The organism is Jiangella mangrovi (assembly GCF_014204975.1).
Classification (GTDB): domain Bacteria; phylum Actinomycetota; class Actinomycetes; order Jiangellales; family Jiangellaceae; genus Jiangella; species Jiangella mangrovi.
Genome location: NZ_JACHMM010000001.1, coordinates 1053380 through 1068424 on the forward strand (window position 1 = coordinate 1053380; position 15045 = coordinate 1068424).

A 15045-nucleotide genomic window follows, 5' to 3' on the forward strand; every position below is an offset into this window, starting at 1 on the left:
CTGCGGTCAAGGTGTGGTCCTTTCATGGCGCGATGCAAGTTCTGAACCTTGCGGGAGTGGACGCCAGGTCGTAGCCTTGCACTGTGCCCTTCGTCCTGACCGTCGACCAGCGCGGCAGCCGCCGCAGCCGCGACCTGGTCGAGGATGCCCTGTCCACGCTGAAGCAGCTGGTCCACGAGCCGCTGCTCGCGTTCGAGCGCACCGCCGGCGACGAGTTCCAGGGCGTCCTCGCCGAGCCCGCGGCCGCCGTCGACGCCGCGCGGCTGCTGCTGCGTGCCGACGCGTGGAGCGTCGGCATCGGGGCGGGGCCGGTCGAGGAGCCGCTGCCGGCCAGCACGCGCTCGGCCCGCGGCCCGGCGTTCGTCCACGCTCGCGAGGCGCTCGACACCGCCAAGCAGCGCCCGCAGCACGTCGCCGTCGTCGGAGCCGAGGCCGAACGGGCGCAGGAGGCCGACGCCGTCCTGACCCTGCTGGCGGCGGTGGTCTCGCGGCGCAGCCCGGCCGGCTGGGCCGCCATCGACCTCGTCGAGGCCGGGCACACCTTCGCCGAGGCCGCCGAGATCCTGGGCGTGAGCCGGCAGGCCGTCGGGCAGCGGCTGTCGGTCGCGCTCTGGCAGCAGGAACGCGACGCGCGGCCGGTCGTGGCGCGCCTGCTGCACGAGGCCGCCGCATGACGGTGGTGGCGGTGGTCCTGCTCTGTGTGGCGGCCGTGGCCGGTGGCATCGTGTGGTACCTGGTCGAGCGCCGGCCCGGTGCGACCACCGGCACCTGGCTGGCAGCGGCCGCCGTCCCGATCGTGCTGGTCGTGGCCGCCGCGCTGTTCGGCCTGGCCGGCGACCCGGCCGGCGACACCCTGCTCACCGTCGCGCGGGCGGCCGCCATCGCCGCCGCGGTCACGGGCGGCAGCCTGGTCGCGACGGCGCTGCTGCGGGTCGCCGACCGCAAGACCGGCGTCATCGACGACGACGGCGAGGTGGGCGACGCGTCAGCGAACGTCTCGGACCCGCAGACGCTGCGCGGCGGCACCTCCATCGGCGCGCTCGAACGGGTCGCCGTCGCCGTCACGCTGCTGGCCGGCTGGCCCGAAGGGCTCGCGCTGGTGCTCGGCGTCAAGGGCCTGGGCCGCTACCCGGAGCTGCGCAGACCGGCCGCCGCCGAGCGGTTCATCATCGGGACGCTGGCCAGCGTGCTGTGGGCGGTGGCGGCGGTCGGCGTCGTGTTCACCATGCGACCCTGGTGACCGGCCGCGTGGACAAGGCCGCACAGGACCGGGCATTATTCTTGGCAGTCGAGGGTTGAGAGTGCTAGAAGCCATCGACCTTCGATGCTGACCGGGAGGATCTGGCAACGTGCCCACGTACCAATATGTCTGCACTGACTGCGGCGAGCCGCTCGAGGCGGTGCAGAAGTTCAGCGACGACGCCCTGACCGAGTGCCCGGTGTGCGGCGGCCGCCTGCGCAAGGTGTTCTCCGCCGTCGGCGTGGTGTTCAAGGGCTCCGGCTTCTACCGCAACGACAGCCGCGCCACGTCGTCCTCCAGCACCCCGGCGAGCAGCAGCTCCAAGGAGTCCTCGTCCAGCTCGTCCGACTCCGGCAGCAAGAAGAGCGGCGACTCGTCCTCGAAGAAGGACTCCTCGTCGACGTCCTCGAGCTCGTCGTCCGGCTCGAAGGCCTCGTCTCCCGCCGCCTGAGGCGAGCCGCGTCCCGTCCACAGGCCGCCCGCGGGCGAACTCGGCCTGTGGACAGCCGGATCGACGGGGTCCGGCGCACCTAGCGTCGTGCGCATGGACGACCCCCGCTCCGCCCTGCGACACCTCATTCGCACCGCCGGCTGGCATCGCCGCCTGCTGGCCGGCGGGCTGGCCGCTGCCGCCGTCGCGTTCGCCATCGAGGCCGCGTCGCCCGCCCCGCCGGACACGGTCGACGTGGTCGTGGCGGCCCACGACCTGCCCGGCGGCACGGTGCTGAGCGCCGCCGACCTCGCAACGGTGGGACTTCCGGCGTCCGCCGTCCCGGCCGGAGTCGTCGACGCGGCGTCGGCGCCTGGCGCGTTGCTCGCCGCGCCCGTGCGAGCGGGCGAGCCGATCACCGACCGCCGCATCCTCGGACCGGGACTGCTCGACGGCTGGGACGCGGCCGGGGACGTGGTCGCCGCGCCGGTGCGCGTGGCCGACGCCGGAGCCGCGACCTACCTCCGTCCGGGCGACCGCATCGACCTGTTGGCGACGTCGCTGGACGGCGTCGCGAGCACGTCCGTCGTGGCGGCGGACGTGCCGGTGCTGGCGCTGCCGTCGGCCGCCGGCTCCACGCTCGCCGAGGGCGCCCTCGTCCTCGTCGCCGCCAGCCCGGCCCAGGCCGCCGACCTCGCCGCTGCCGCCGTCGCCGCGCGCCTGTCGTTCACCGTCGGTGTGCCCTGATGTCCCCTGATCACGGTCTTTCAGCCGCTAAGGTGTGCCCGGCCAAGCGTCTGGACGGGAGAAGGGTTGCAACGGATGCTCAAGGGCTTCAGAGACTTCATCAGCAGGGGCAACGTCGTCGATCTGGCGGTTGCCGTGGTCATCGGCGCCGCGTTCACCCAGATCGTCAACGCGATCGTCAACGGGCTCATCAACCCGCTGATCGCGGCGATCTTCGGCGAGCCGAACCTGGCCGCCGTCGGCAACTTCACCATCAACGAGGCCGACTTCTCGTTCGGCCTCGTCCTCGCGGCGGTCTTCAACTTCCTGTGCGTCGCCGCGGCGATCTACTTCCTCATCATCACGCCCATCAACAAGCTGCGCGAGATGCGCGCGAGCGAGCCGGAGGCGGCCGAGGAGTCCGTGCCGCCGGAGGACATCATCCTGCTCCGCGAGATCCGCGACTCCCTGCGCGACCGCGTCTGAGCGGACTCGGCACGGTCACCAGTGCGGCGGGCGCTCCTCCAGCAGCCTCGTGTCGTTGGAGGAGTCGTCCTCGCCCCAGCCGGTGGGACGCTCGTCGGTGGTGGTGTCGGGCAGGACCTCGAGGTCGTCCTCCCACCCGGATGCGCTGCTCATGCCCGTGGTTCCTCTCGTGGCTGGGGCGGACCGCTCAGTCCAGGTCGCCCGCTTCGATGCGGGCCAGCCGGCGCTCGCGGACCAGGTTGTCGACGTCGATCTCGGGCACGCCGTTCTCGTACCAGAGCGCCGCGAAGACGCCGATGACGTCGCGCTGGCTGAGGATGCCGGCCAGCCGCCCGTCGTCGACGATGGGCAGGTGGCGGATCCAGTGCTGCGCCATGAGCCGCGCCGCGTCACGCACGTGCGTGTCGGGCTCGGCCGTGATGACGTCGCGGGTCATGACGTCGGCGATCGGCTCCTGGTCGGGGTCGGCCCCACGGCCGACCGCTCGCAGGACGTCGCGCTCGGTGATGATGCCGGCGATGGTGTCGCCGTCGACGATGACCAGCGACCCCGTCTGCTGCTTCCACATCAACTCCGCGGCGCTGCGCAGCGTTCCCGTGGTCGAGTCGGTGATGGTGGCACTGGTCATGATCTCGGCGACGCGCACGGCTATCCGCTCCCCCTGAACGACATACCTGCTGGAAGATCACCAGCGTAGAACACTGCCCCCGGCCGTCGGCGACGGATTCCAGGATCCGGCAGGTCAGAGCCCGGCCCGCGCTGGGCAGCCCAGCGCGGGCGGGCGGGTGAGGCGGGTGCGTCAGGCGGGCGAGCCGGCGCGGGCGACCCGGACGGCGTGACGCAGGACGTCGGTGGTGCGGGCGTCGGCGGCGTCCAGCGTGAGGTCCGCGGCGAGCAGCGTCACCACGTCGTCCACCCGCCGGGCGACGCCGTCGGACTCGGTCCAGCGGGCGAGCGAGGCCAGTTCGCGGCCGGTGTAGTCGCTGACCGCGCGGCCGCTGACGATGAGCGGCCGATCGCCCTGCCGTTCGGGCGCGGGCTCCTCCGCCGCGGAGGTGTCGTCGGCGGCCTTCTCGTCCGCGGCCTTCCCGTCCTCGGCGACGGCGTCAGCTGCGGCCGCCGCGGGCTCCTCCTCGGGCATGCCGGCGACGATGTCGGCCTCGGCCGCCGCGACCGCCCAGTCGTAGGCGTCGGCGTCCTTGACGGCCTGCTCGTACGCCGCCAGCAGCCGCTCGGTCTCGGCGTCGGGGTCGGCCGCCCAGGCAGCGGACCAGATGCGGTGCACCGTCCAGCCGAGCCGGGTCAGCTGCTCCTGCCGCAGCCGCTCACGCTCGCGGGCGCTGCGCCGGGCCGCGTACGTCTCGCCGTCGGTCTCGATAGCCAGCACGAACCGCGACCGCCGCGTGGGGTGCCGGACGGCGACGGCGACACCACCGGGCCCGCCGTGGTCGAGCACGACCTCGGCCGCGACGCCGGCCTCCTGCAGCCGCTCGGCGACGGTCTCGGCCAGCACGCCGGAGCGGGCCGGAGCCGAGCCGGAGCCCTCGACCCAGTCGGGCTGCGGGCCCTGCTGCACGTACGCCAGGAACTGCCCGAGCGCCTGCGCGCCCGGCGTCGTGAGCCGCCGCGGGCTGAGGTCGTCGGCGCCGAAGGTCGCGACGACGGTGAGCCGCTCGCGCGAGCACAGGGTCGCCGCGGTGAGCCGTCGCTCGCCGCCGGGGCGGCCCAGCGCGCCGAAGCGGTACAGGATGCGCCCGTCGACCGACCGGCCGTAGCCCAGCGACAGGATGATCGCGTCGCGCACGTCGCCGGACACCCGCTCGACGTCCTTGATGAAGAACGGCTCGGCGCGGTCGCCGCGCAGGTACGGCGCGACCTCGGGGGCGCGGATCAGCGCGTGCCGCAACGCGACGTCCAGCCGCTCGGCGTGCCGCGGCCCGAGGGTCACCACACCGAGGCTCTCGTGCGGGCGCTTGCGGACGTGGTCGAGGACGAGCTCGACGACGCGGGCGACCTCGTCGGACGAGCTGTCGACGGGGTCGTCGGCGATGGGGTCGGAGTCGACGATCTCCATGATCACGCGGTCCGCGCCGCCGACACCGGGCACCGTCGTCAGCCGGGCGGCGTGCGTCGTGCGGGCCGCGAAGCCGATCAGCCGGTCGTCGCGGACGCGGTGCTGCCCCGTCAGCAGCCGCTCCGGGAGCGAGCCGCGGAGCAGGTCGACGACGGAGGCGGGCGGGTCCTGCGCCCACGGCCCCTCCTGCTCGTCGGGGTCCGGCGCGGGCTCGACGGCGGTGGTGAACGGCGGGCGCGCGACGTCGTCGTCGCCCACGAGCACGACACGGGCCGCGCGGGCCAGCGCCGGGACCGCCTCGGCGACGGCGAGCCGGCCGGCGTCCTCGACGATGACGACGTCGAACAGCCGGCGCGGCGGCAGCAGCTCGGCCACGGACAGCGGCGACACCACCCAGCACGGCACCGTCGCCAGCGCGAGCTCCGGCGCCTCCTCGACCAGCGCCCGCGGCGTCGGCGGCAGCGCGCCGTCGGGCGACTCCGTCAGGACGGCGGCCTGGCCCTCGTGCTGCTCGGCGACGTCGGCGAAGCGGCCGCGCCGGGCCTCGAGCACCCGGCCCGCGGCGGCGCGCACCTCGACCATGTCGGCGGCGCGGAACTCCTCGAGCCGCCGGTCGTGCGCGTACCGGTCGAACCGGCCGAGCGCCGGGTCGGTCGAGCGCCAGAAGTCCAGCAGCGAGGAGTACCAGGCGTAGTCGAAGACGGCCTCGACCTGCTCGGCACCCAGGCCGCGGCGGCGCAGCTCGGCGATGAGGTCGTCGAGGCCGGCCGCGGACAGCTCGGCCTGCAGCTCGTACAGCCGGGGCAGCGAGCGCAGGTGGCCGGCGTCGGCGATCAGCTCGTCCAGCCGCTTCGCGACGTCGGCGAACGACAGCTCCTCGAGGTCGCCCGCGCGCGGGTTGCCGGCGGCCAGCTCGGCCAGCGCGTGCCGCACACCCTTCGCGGCGTCGACGGCGTTGAGCAGATGCGGGCCGGTCCGCGGCGCCTTGCCGTCGCGGGACCGCTCCTTCCACGTCGCCAGCTGCTGCTGCGCGGCGAGCAGGCCCTCGTGCTGGCGCTGACGGTGCTGCCCGCCGGACTTGCCGGTGAGGTCGGCGAGGCGCTTGCGCAGCTTGCGCCGGGCGAAGAAGCCGGCCTCGGCGCCGTGCTCAGTGCGGTAGGCGCGGTCGCCGGTGGCGGCGGCGAGGTCGGCGATGGGCTCGTCCCAGATCTGCGCCCCGAGCGTCTCGATGGTCCGCCCGACCGAGGACAGCAGGTCGACGGTCTCGAGGCACTCGGCGACGGTGCTCGGCCCGGCCACGCCGACCTCGACGGCGGCCCGGGTGGCGGCGTTCTTCAGTCGCGGCAGCGCCCGTTCGCGCAGTTCGGTGACGGTGCCGAGCAGCGCGTCGGCGGCCCGGAGGTCGGGGACGTCGGAGCCGAACCAGGGCGACCCGGTCTCCGTCAGCGTCAGGCCCTCGATGTTGGCGAAGTCGCGCAGCTGCAGCCGGACGTGCGCCGTGCTGCCCGCCCGCGCCAGGACGTCGGGGTCGACCCGCGCGGACGTCCGGGCGAACTCCTGCGCCGTCGCGACCAGCACCATGGCCTCATGCGCCGTCGAGCCCCAGGGCTGGCGGATCTGGTGGATGGCGTCGCGGTACGCGTCGAGTTCGCCGGCCAGCGTGGCCGCGGTGCCGGGCGTGATGTGCTCGAACTCGCCGGGCCGTGCCCGGGTCAGCCGGCGGGCGATCTCGGCGATCTGCTGGACGGCGTCAGGGGCGGGTGTGCGGCCCGCGTCGAGCACGAGGTCGCGCAGGCCGACGGAGTCGAGCCGGGTGACGAGGTCGTCGAGGACGGTGCGCTTCTCGCCCACGACCAGCACCCGCTGACCCCGTCCGACCAGCTCCGCCACCAGCGCGGCGACCGTCTGGGTGCGGCCCGTGCCCGGCGCCGCGGCGACCCGCAGGTGACCGTCGCCGGCGCCCGCGGCGACGACGTCGTCCTGCTCGCTGTCGGTGTCGAGGACGCGGTAGCGCAGCTCGCCCGGTGCGCCCGGGCGAGAGACGGCGGACAGCGCGGCGGGGTCGCCGGCCAGCGCCGCGACGACGTCGTGCTGCTGCAGGTCGACGCCGAGCGCGGCGAGGTCGCGGCTGAGCGCCAGCGGCACCGTCGCGAACGTAGCGAGCACGGCCCGGTGCGCGATGGCGAACCCGTCGACCACGTGCGGCGGGGCGAACTCGCGCAGCCGCTCGACCACCGTCGCGTACCGCAGCCGGCCGGCCGGGTCGCGCAGGTCGTCGGTGGCGAAACGCAGGCCGAGCTGGGAGTCCAGCGCCCACAGCAGGACCGGGTTGACGAACGGGTCGTCGGCGATGGTGATGCTGAAGTCGGTCTCGGCCGGGTCGCGCGCCTCGACCACCGCCGAGCGGAGCATGACCGGCGCCGTGGGACGTCGGGCCGCGAACGGATTCGCCCAGGTCGCGATGCCCACGGCGAGGTAGCAGACGGCGAGGCCGCGCTCCTCGGCCAGCTCGCGGGACTTGTCGCGGATGGCTCGCACCGAGCGCAGCGCCGACGTGCGCAGCGGCTCGTACGGGAAGAGCTTGGAGACGAGCACGGGCTCGCCCTCGAGCAGCAGCTTGCGCGCCTCGGGCTCGGCGGCCGCGAGGTCGAGCGTGCCCACCTTGAGGTCGCGGTAGGACAGCAGCGGGTCCCGCCCGCCGAGCGTGGCGAGCTCCTCGCTCCACTGCTCGACGGCGTGAGCGACCATCTCCGCGCGGGTCGGGGCGGGACCGGCGACGGCGTCGCTGCGCATCGCGCTCACGGGCGCGGTAGCTGGGGAACCGGATGCCTCACACCACGCACGGTAGTTCGCCGACCCCGTCCGCGTGGGGAGGCAAGCCGAAGAGGGCCGCAGGTTTAACCGCAGGCCGTCCGCTTCGTCCGACCCGGGTGCCTCCGCCCCCGGCGGGTATGTCGTGTGCGGAGCAGGCGCATGCTTTAGAGTGTCGCCGGTCCACGGGGGGCGAGGGATCCGGCAACGAAGCGAACGGATCCAGGCCAGGCTCGAAAGGTGTGAGTCGTGAAACTGCTCGAGGACGTCTCCTCGGCTGTCACCCACCGCCCGCCGCCACGCCGCACCAAGCTCACGCTGGGTGTAGCGGCGGTGTTCCTGCTGGTGGCGGCGGTCGTCGGCATCGTGCTGGTCGCGTCGAGCGGCGGTTCGGACGACACCGCGGCCGACAGCGACCCCCGTCCGTCCGGGACGCTGGCCGACTGGGCCACCGGCGTGACCGACGCGTGCACGACGGTGGCGGCCGAGCAGCCGATCATGGCGCAGGGCCCCGAGGTGCGCCTCGACGTCGCCAACCTCCCCGCCGTCGAGGCCGGGACCAGGGCGCTCGTCGGCGCCGTGCACGACGTCCCGCTGCCGGCCGAGGAGGCCGAGCAGACCCAGGCGAACGCCGTCGTCGTCACCGGCGACCAGGCCGCCCAGGCGTGGACGGCGCTGACCGGCAGCACCGCCGAGACGACGCCGGAGCAGGTCACGCAGGCCGCGGAGCTGACGGCCGGCTTCGTCGCCGGGCTGACGCAGCTCGGGGTGAACTGCACGCCGATCGGCTGACGAACGACGCGTTACGATGGACTCGTGAAGTCCCTCGTGCTGGTGTGGTGGCTGCCTTCGTAGGCGGCCCCCTTCAGCATGCTCACCGGCCGCCGCGACGGCGGCCGGATCGGTGACAGCTCTCGCGGTGGCCCGTCCACCGAACGGAGAGCGTCATGACCCTCACCACCACCCTCGACACACCGCTGCTGGCCGACCCGGCCCAGGTGGCGGCCGATCCGGGGCGCTACCGCGTCCTCACCGGCGACCGGCCGACCGGCCCGCTGCACCTCGGGCACTACTTCGGCACGCTGCTCAACCGCGTCCGGCTGCAGCGCCAGGGCGTCGAGACCTTCCTCGTCGTCGCCGACTACCAGGTGATCACCGACCGGCTGTCGCCCGGTGAGATCGCCGACAACGTGCGCGAGGTCGTCCTCGACAACCTCGCCGCGGGCATTGACCCCGAGCTGACGACGGTGTTCGCGCACAGCGCCGTCCCGGCCCTCAACCAGCTGATGCTGCCGTTCCTGTCGCTGACCACGGTGGCCGAGCTGCAGCGCAACCCGACGGTGAAGGACGAGGCGGCCGCGTCCGGGCTGGCGGCGATCAGCGGGCTGCTGCTCACGTATCCGGTGCACCAGGCGGCGGACATCCTGTTCTGCCACGGCAGCCTGGTCCCCGTCGGCGACGACCAGCTGCCACACGTCGAGCAGACGCGGCTCATCGCGCGGCGGTTCAACGAGCGCTACGCCGGCGGCCGCCCGGTCTTCCGCGAACCGCAGGCGCTGCTGTCGCCGTCACCCCGGCTGCTCGGCATCGACGGCCGGAAGATGAGCAAGAGCCGTGGCAACGCGATCGCCCTGAAGGCGTCCGCCGACGAGACGGCGCGGCTGATCAGGCGGTCGGTGACCGATTCCGAACGTGCGGTGACCTACGAGCCTGATCGGCGGCCGGGGGTGTCGTCGCTGGTCGAGATCGCGGCGCTGTGCCTGGATCTGGCGCCGGCCGTGGTCGCGGAGCGGGTCGGCCCGGGCGGGTCGGCGGCGCTGAAGGCGCTGGTCACCGAGGCCGTGAACGAGGAGCTGCGGCCGGTCCGCGCACGCCGGGCGGAGCTGGCGGCGGAGCCTGGGCTGGTCGGGAGGCTGCTGGCCGACGGGGCCGAGCGGGCGTCGGCGCTGGCCTCGTCGACGCTGGCGGACGTGCAGGAGGTGCTCGGGATGACCGCGTATTGAAGCGGTTGGTCGGCGACGAGTGAGCGCCTGGCGGGGCAGGGAGGTCCAACCAGGCGCTCACTCCTGCGGCCGACGGGATCCGTCGTGACCGCCGCGCACCGGCCGTCTACATGGTGGGGTGGAGGGGCCGGTGCGACGCTTCGGCGGGTCAGTCTCCGTCCTGGTCGCCGTCCTCGCCCTGGTCGCCCTGGTCGTCCTGGGCCTGGTCCGGGACGGCCTGCTCGGGCCGGCCGGCGTCGTCCTGACCCTGGTCGCCCTGCTCCGGCCGGTGCTCGTCGCTCTGGCCGTTCTCGTCCTGGCCCTGATCGCCCTCGTCGGGCTGACCCTGGTCCCCGTCCTCGGGACGGCCGGGCTCGTCCGGCCGGTGCTCGCCGGGCGTCGTCGGGACGGTGGTCGGCAGGTCCGGCAGCTCCGGCTCGTGGCCCGCGCCAGGGTCGTCGGGCCGGTTGCCCAGCTCCTGGGCGTCCTCGCTGACCTCCTGGCCGTCGACGCCGTCGTCCTGCGCGTCCTCGGAGACGTCCTGGCCGAACTCGGCGCCGTCGCTCGGCGGGGCGCCGTCGTCGAACTCGATCGGCGTCACCGACTCGACCACCGTCTCGAACCCGTCCTGCGCCGGACCGGGCAGGGCGCCAGCAGCGGCCACGCCTGTCACTCCGGTGAAGAGGACGGCGACCAGGGCGACCAGTCGTGCGCGGAGGCTCATCATCGCGTACCTCCGGGCGAGGCGGGCGCGCACTCCGTGCGGGCGGATCGGCGGTGCCGGCGTGACCCCGGCGAAGTCACCCAGGGCGATGCGGCGGGCGAGCTCGGCCGTGGGGGGAACGGCTTCATCTGCACTCCTTCGAATGGCGTCGACCGCATCCGACAGTGCCGCGAGTTCGGCCCAGCCCTCTCCGCCGGACGGGATCCACGTGTGCTGCAGGATCGCCTCGACCGTCGCGTCGTCAGGTGCGGCTGTTGGTGTCATGTCAGTCCTGCCATCGCCCACACGCCTCATCTGGATACGCGCTCCCGGTCGAGTCGTCGCCGCAACGCGCTCAGCCCCCGTCGTTGCAGTGCCTTGACGGCGCCGGCCGACTTGCCGACGATGCCGGCCACCTCCTCGACGCTCAGGTCACCGAGGATCCGCAGCAGCACGACCTCGCGCTGGTCCGCCGACAGGCCGGCGCACAGCTCGTGCACGCGGCGCCGGCCGAGCGCCTCGAGGGCGTCCTCCTCGGCGTCACCGCCGACCTGGTCGACGACCTCGAGGTCGACGTCCACCGTCGCCGGCCGCCGCGACCGCCGTCGATGCTCGTCGGTCACCCGGCGGTACGCGATGGTGAAGACCCACGACCGGAATTGCTGCTCCGATCCGGTGAAGGACCCGAGGCCGGCGAAGACGCCGAGGAAGACCTCACTGGTCACGTCCTCGGGCTCCTGCGATCCCTGCAGCCGCGCGTAGCCGGCGACGACCGGTGCGAGATCGGCGTACAGGCGCTCAAAGGCCCACGGCGCGCCCGCACGCGCCGCGAGGATCACCCCGTCGAACTCCGCTCCGATGGACAGCTGCCCTCCACGTGCGCGCGCTGCGCCTCACAGGCGTCATCGCACGGAGCGGCCGGAAGGGTACGGCTTGCGTCGTTTCAGCCGGTTGGGGGCCGTCGCCGGCGCGGGGTGAGGCGCAACGGCGGCAGGGGCGGCGCGGGGATGCGATCGGCGCCGTGTCCGGCGACCGTGCCGAAGCGCTCCTGACCCGCCCGCTCCCACTCCTCCCGCGCGGCGACGATGTCCTCGTGGCTGCGGCCGACGAAGTTCCACCACATGACGAGATCGTCGGGGAACGGTTCGCCGCCGAGGAGGAAGAGCGTGGTGCCCGTCGTGTCTGTACGGAGCCTGAGCTCGGAGCGGCCGGTGCCGAGGTAGAGCAGCGGGCCCGACTCGAGCTCGGTGCCGTCGACGGTGGCCCGGCCGGTGAGGACGAGGACGGCGTGCTCGAAGTCCGGGTTGAGGGGGACGACGGTGTCGGCTCGCGTCGCGTCGAGGCCGAGCTGGGCGCCGAGCAGCGGCGTGTAGGTGGTGGCGGGCGACGCCGTCCCGGCGAACTCCCCCACGACCACAGTGGCGCGCACGCCGTCGCCGTCGTAGATGGGAAGGTCGGTGTGCTGCTCGAAGGTCGGTCTGGTGTGCGTGGCGGCGGCCTCGGGGAGCGCGACCCAGAGCTGCAGGCCGTGCAGAAGTGGCGACTCGCCGAGCGAGATCTCCGAGTGCGCGATGCCCGGCCCGCTCGTCATCAGATTGAGCTGCCCCGGCTTCACGACGACGTCGCTGCCCACGCTGTCGCGATGGTGGATCTCGCCCTGGATGGGCCAGGTGACAGTCTGCAGGCCGGTGTGCGGGTGCGGCAGGACGACCATGTCCGTGCGCTGCGGCCCGAACTGGTCGAGGAAGCACCACGCGCCGACGGTGGGAAGCTGGCGGTGCGGCAGGGTACGACTCACCTGCATGGCGCGGATCCCGCCCAGCGGCACCTCGCGCGGCTCGAGCCTGATCGTGGTCGGGCCGGCGTGCGTGGCCGCGTGGCACCGCATCTCGGCCGGCTTCGCGTCGAGATTGCTCACGGTGTCGAGCGTAGACGCGGGCGGGGCACGGGGGTGGGCCCGCGGCCGATAGACTGTCTCGGCCCGCCCTCGTAGCTCAGGGGATAGAGCATCCGCCTCCTAAGCGGAGGGTCGCAGGTTCGAATCCTGCCGGGGGCACCCTCTCACCAGCGCATTCACTCGGCGCTTGTTGACCCTGAAGGACCGAGACGGATCTGGTCTCCCCGTCGCAAGTTGCAGGCGGGTTGCACGACCATGCTGCACGCCACCGTTCGCCCACTTCGCCCGGCCTCCTCACAAATGCCGGCCCCATGGTCGGAGTGAAGCGTGTCAAGGGTGGCGCTTACGCCATCGCGAAGCAACGCCCACCCGACGTGCTTCAGTACTCCGTCGCTGGGATCCAGCCGCCAAGATCGAGAAGTCGACGCTTGGCATTGTTTCAGGAGAACGGGAAACGCTGCCGCGGTTCGCCCCACCCGCGTCGTCGCCTTTTATTGCCTCATCCTCAACTGCCGTCGCTCGCCGTCATGCGGCTGATGCTAGACCCAGGGGAGGAAAATCTCGCCACGCATGCGCGAATTCTTTTGCAGTTATCAACAACCGTTCAGTAACGTTCCTATAGTGCTCGCCCGGATGGTGGACCCTGGTCCTATCGCCCACTTCCAATCCGATGGCACGACCTGCGTGCCCGACGGGGTGACGCTGATCTACGACTCCTGGACGTTGGTGCCGTGCAGCATCATCAGGGCGGCGGCGGTGTTGGCCGCTCGTATCTCGCCCTTACGTACGAGGTCGGGGACTTGCGACAGCGGGATCCACTCACGCCGAGAAGACTCAAAGTCGTCCTCAGGGTGACCGATGTAGTCCGCGCCTTCGGCCCAGTACACGTGATGGAGGGAGTCGGAGAGGCCGTTGGCAGGCTCCAGGGTCATCAGATGATGGAGGGGACCAGGCTGCCAACCTGTCTCTTCGAGGGCCTCGCGCGCCGCCGCCTCCTCGAGAGTCTCACCATCGTCGACGACGCCTGCGGGCAGTTCCCAGCCCCACGTGTCAGTGATGAAGCGGTGCCGCCACAGCAGCAAGGCCGCGCCGTCGGCTATCGCGGCGGTGAGCACAACCGGCCGCTGCCGAATCAGGTAGTGGTCCAGGTGCCGGCCGTCTGGAAGCTCGACATCCGCGAGGTTCACGGTGAACCAGCGGTTCTCGTAGACCGTGTGTTCGCCGAGGTTCTTCCATTGCATGGTGCGGAGCCTTCCATAGGGGCCGGGTGTCATGCGAGCAGCTCTAGAGTTCGGTCTAGTCGGTCGATGGCGTCGTGTGTCGCCACCGATTGGTGGCCCGCCAGCGAGTGGCGGAGCTGGCGGAAGCGGTGTGTGAGCCGTCCGGACTCCATGCCCTGAGCGTGGTCAAGCATATCGACGACCAGGATGGCCGCTTGGTCTGCGTCACCCGCCCGGAGTGCCAGGGTGGCGGCGGTAGCGCGGCGATTCACGCGGCCTCGTGCATGCGCGGGCGCTTCGAGTGATGCTGCGGCGAACTCGGATGCTGGCCGTAGGTCGCCTAGGCTGATCAGCGCCTCGGACATCTGGGCTTCGATCAGGCCGGGTTGCACATAGCTCGTCTCGGCTGGCTCGGATCCACTGCCGATAAGACCTGCTGCACGCTCTGCCTCGTGCATCGCGCGGCGTGCCGTCGCTGCGTCGCCGATGAGTGCGTAGCCCTTCGCTTGCATCACGTGCAGGTCGGCCCTGAGGGCAGGTGAAACTGCGGCTCCCGCGGTTCTCAGCGCAGCCTGCGAGAACGCGATCGCTTGGCGCGGATCACCGAGTGCCAACGATTGGTTGACCAGGAGCGCGAGGACGTAACCGCCGAAGGCGCGGTCGCCCGACGACTTCGCCAGCCGTAACGCTTGGTGGAAGTAGCGCTGCGCGATGCCGTGCAGTTCGGCGTCGTACGCGCTGATGCCCGCGACCGCCGTCAGGCCGCCAATGGCGCGGTGCAGCTCCCTACCCACTCCATCGGTGAACGTCCCATAGAGCATCGGCGTGGTCTGCTGGCTCAGGAAACCGGCCACCCGTGCATGTGTCGCGACCCCGCCTGCACGCCGGTACATGTGCTCGTAGTGCCGTCGAGCGTCATGGAGGGTGCGCACATCCTTCGCTCCAACGTGCCTGTCGCCTTGGCTCGAGAGATCGAGGTCTATGGGTGGGTTCTCCCACTCCCACACGGGCCGCACGGCATCCATTCCCGTGGCGATCGGCGACGACCACAGCTCCTGGCGTTGCAAGTGGTCTGAACGCCACATCGACGTTGTGCGGCTGACGAAGATCGGGAGGGGGGCGGGAACCGCCGAGTCATCCTCCGCGGTGTCAAGCCCGATGTCGGCGAGTGTGAGGGGCCGATCCAACTGGGCTCCCAGTACTTCGCAGATCAGGTCAGGTACCGGCGCCCTTGGCCGCTGGCCGCGAAGCCAGCGCGCGACGGCGGTGTGGTCGTACCGGGGGACGCGCCCTTGTCGTGCACCTGCTTCGTTGACCCGGACCGCAAGGCCTTGCCGCGACATCCCGGCCTCGGAAAGCATGTTGTCCAGCAGCGAGTTCGGCCCTGCCACCGTCCCACTCCCTTCGCCGCTTCTGCTCGTGCGTACTCAGAGTAACGAGGGTTGATTCACACCCCGTGCGAACCGAGTGCACGAA

General features: G+C 72.4%; 15 protein-coding genes and 1 tRNA gene. 8 read left to right on the plus strand and 8 right to left on the minus strand.

Annotated elements, in window-relative coordinates; translation table 11 throughout:
- Positions 1-83 precede the first annotated feature (83 nt).
- From HD601_RS04835 to mscL, 5 genes are all read left to right on the plus strand, one after another.
- Positions 84-674, plus strand: coding sequence for a hypothetical protein (locus tag HD601_RS04835; protein WP_184819821.1), 591 nt, complete (start codon positions 84-86; stop codon positions 672-674).
- A complete protein-coding gene (locus tag HD601_RS04840) occupies positions 671-1240 on the plus strand; it encodes a hypothetical protein (RefSeq protein ID WP_184819822.1) in 570 nt (189 codons plus the stop codon). Before HD601_RS04835 ends, HD601_RS04840 begins: the two co-directional genes overlap by 4 nt.
- Before the next feature lie 109 nt (positions 1241-1349).
- On the plus strand, positions 1350-1691 hold the full coding sequence (locus HD601_RS04845; protein WP_184819823.1) for an FmdB family zinc ribbon protein: 342 nt from the start codon (positions 1350-1352) through the stop codon (positions 1689-1691).
- 93 nt (positions 1692-1784) lie between these two features.
- Positions 1785-2417 (plus strand): SAF domain-containing protein, encoded by a 633-nt coding sequence (locus HD601_RS04850; protein WP_184819824.1) that lies wholly within the window; start codon positions 1785-1787, stop codon positions 2415-2417.
- A 75-nt stretch (positions 2418-2492) separates the two neighbouring features.
- Positions 2493-2882 (plus strand): large conductance mechanosensitive channel protein MscL, encoded by a 390-nt coding sequence (gene mscL / locus HD601_RS04855; RefSeq protein WP_184819826.1) that lies wholly within the window; start codon positions 2493-2495, stop codon positions 2880-2882.
- Positions 2883-2897: 15 nt separating this feature from the next.
- Here mscL and HD601_RS04860 read toward each other — a convergent pair whose 3' ends face one another.
- The 3 genes from HD601_RS04860 to HD601_RS04870 form a co-directional block, all read right to left on the minus strand.
- The gene (locus HD601_RS04860; protein WP_184819828.1) at positions 2898-3035 is read right to left on the minus strand and encodes a hypothetical protein; all 138 of its coding nucleotides are present in this window, start codon (positions 3033-3035) and stop codon (positions 2898-2900) included.
- A gap of 34 nt (positions 3036-3069) precedes the next feature.
- Positions 3070-3528 (minus strand): CBS domain-containing protein, encoded by a 459-nt coding sequence (locus HD601_RS04865; RefSeq protein WP_184819830.1) that lies wholly within the window; start codon positions 3526-3528, stop codon positions 3070-3072.
- Between the two features lie 153 nt (positions 3529-3681).
- Positions 3682-7749 carry a DUF4011 domain-containing protein gene (locus HD601_RS04870; protein ID WP_184819832.1) on the minus strand — a complete coding sequence of 1356 codons (4068 nt, stop codon included), beginning with the start codon at positions 7747-7749 and terminating at the stop codon, positions 3682-3684.
- A 267-nt stretch (positions 7750-8016) separates the two neighbouring features.
- Here HD601_RS04870 and HD601_RS04875 point away from each other — a divergent pair, with 267 nt between their 5' ends.
- Both HD601_RS04875 and trpS read left to right on the plus strand, forming a co-directional pair.
- Positions 8017-8559, plus strand: a complete 543-nt coding sequence (locus tag HD601_RS04875; protein WP_184819834.1) for a hypothetical protein — start codon at positions 8017-8019, stop codon at positions 8557-8559.
- Between the two features lie 155 nt (positions 8560-8714).
- Positions 8715-9770, plus strand: coding sequence for a tryptophan--tRNA ligase (gene trpS, locus HD601_RS04880; RefSeq protein ID WP_184819836.1), 1056 nt, complete (start codon positions 8715-8717; stop codon positions 9768-9770).
- A gap of 148 nt (positions 9771-9918) precedes the next feature.
- On the opposite strand, the gene HD601_RS04885 is transcribed toward trpS, so the two are convergent.
- From HD601_RS04885 to HD601_RS04895, 3 genes are all read right to left on the minus strand, one after another.
- Positions 9919-10737, minus strand: coding sequence for a hypothetical protein (locus HD601_RS04885; protein WP_184819837.1), 819 nt, complete (start codon positions 10735-10737; stop codon positions 9919-9921).
- Between the two features lie 26 nt (positions 10738-10763).
- Positions 10764-11291, minus strand: coding sequence for a sigma-70 family RNA polymerase sigma factor (locus tag HD601_RS04890; RefSeq protein ID WP_184819839.1), 528 nt, complete (start codon positions 11289-11291; stop codon positions 10764-10766).
- A gap of 104 nt (positions 11292-11395) precedes the next feature.
- Complete coding sequence (locus HD601_RS04895) at positions 11396-12370, minus strand: pirin family protein (RefSeq protein ID WP_221440537.1); 975 nt, start codon at positions 12368-12370, stop codon at positions 11396-11398.
- Between the two features lie 65 nt (positions 12371-12435).
- Between HD601_RS04895 and HD601_RS04900 the strand changes: the two genes are divergently transcribed.
- Positions 12436-12508 (plus strand) — tRNA-Arg (locus HD601_RS04900).
- A 548-nt stretch (positions 12509-13056) separates the two neighbouring features.
- On the opposite strand, the gene HD601_RS04905 is transcribed toward HD601_RS04900, so the two are convergent.
- Positions 13057-13590 (minus strand): NUDIX domain-containing protein, encoded by a 534-nt coding sequence (locus HD601_RS04905; RefSeq protein ID WP_184819841.1) that lies wholly within the window; start codon positions 13588-13590, stop codon positions 13057-13059.
- Between the two features lie 29 nt (positions 13591-13619).
- Positions 13620-14930 (minus strand): NsdA family TPR-like regulatory protein, encoded by a 1311-nt coding sequence (locus HD601_RS04910; protein WP_184829451.1) that lies wholly within the window; start codon positions 14928-14930, stop codon positions 13620-13622.
- Positions 14931-15045 lie beyond the last annotated feature (115 nt).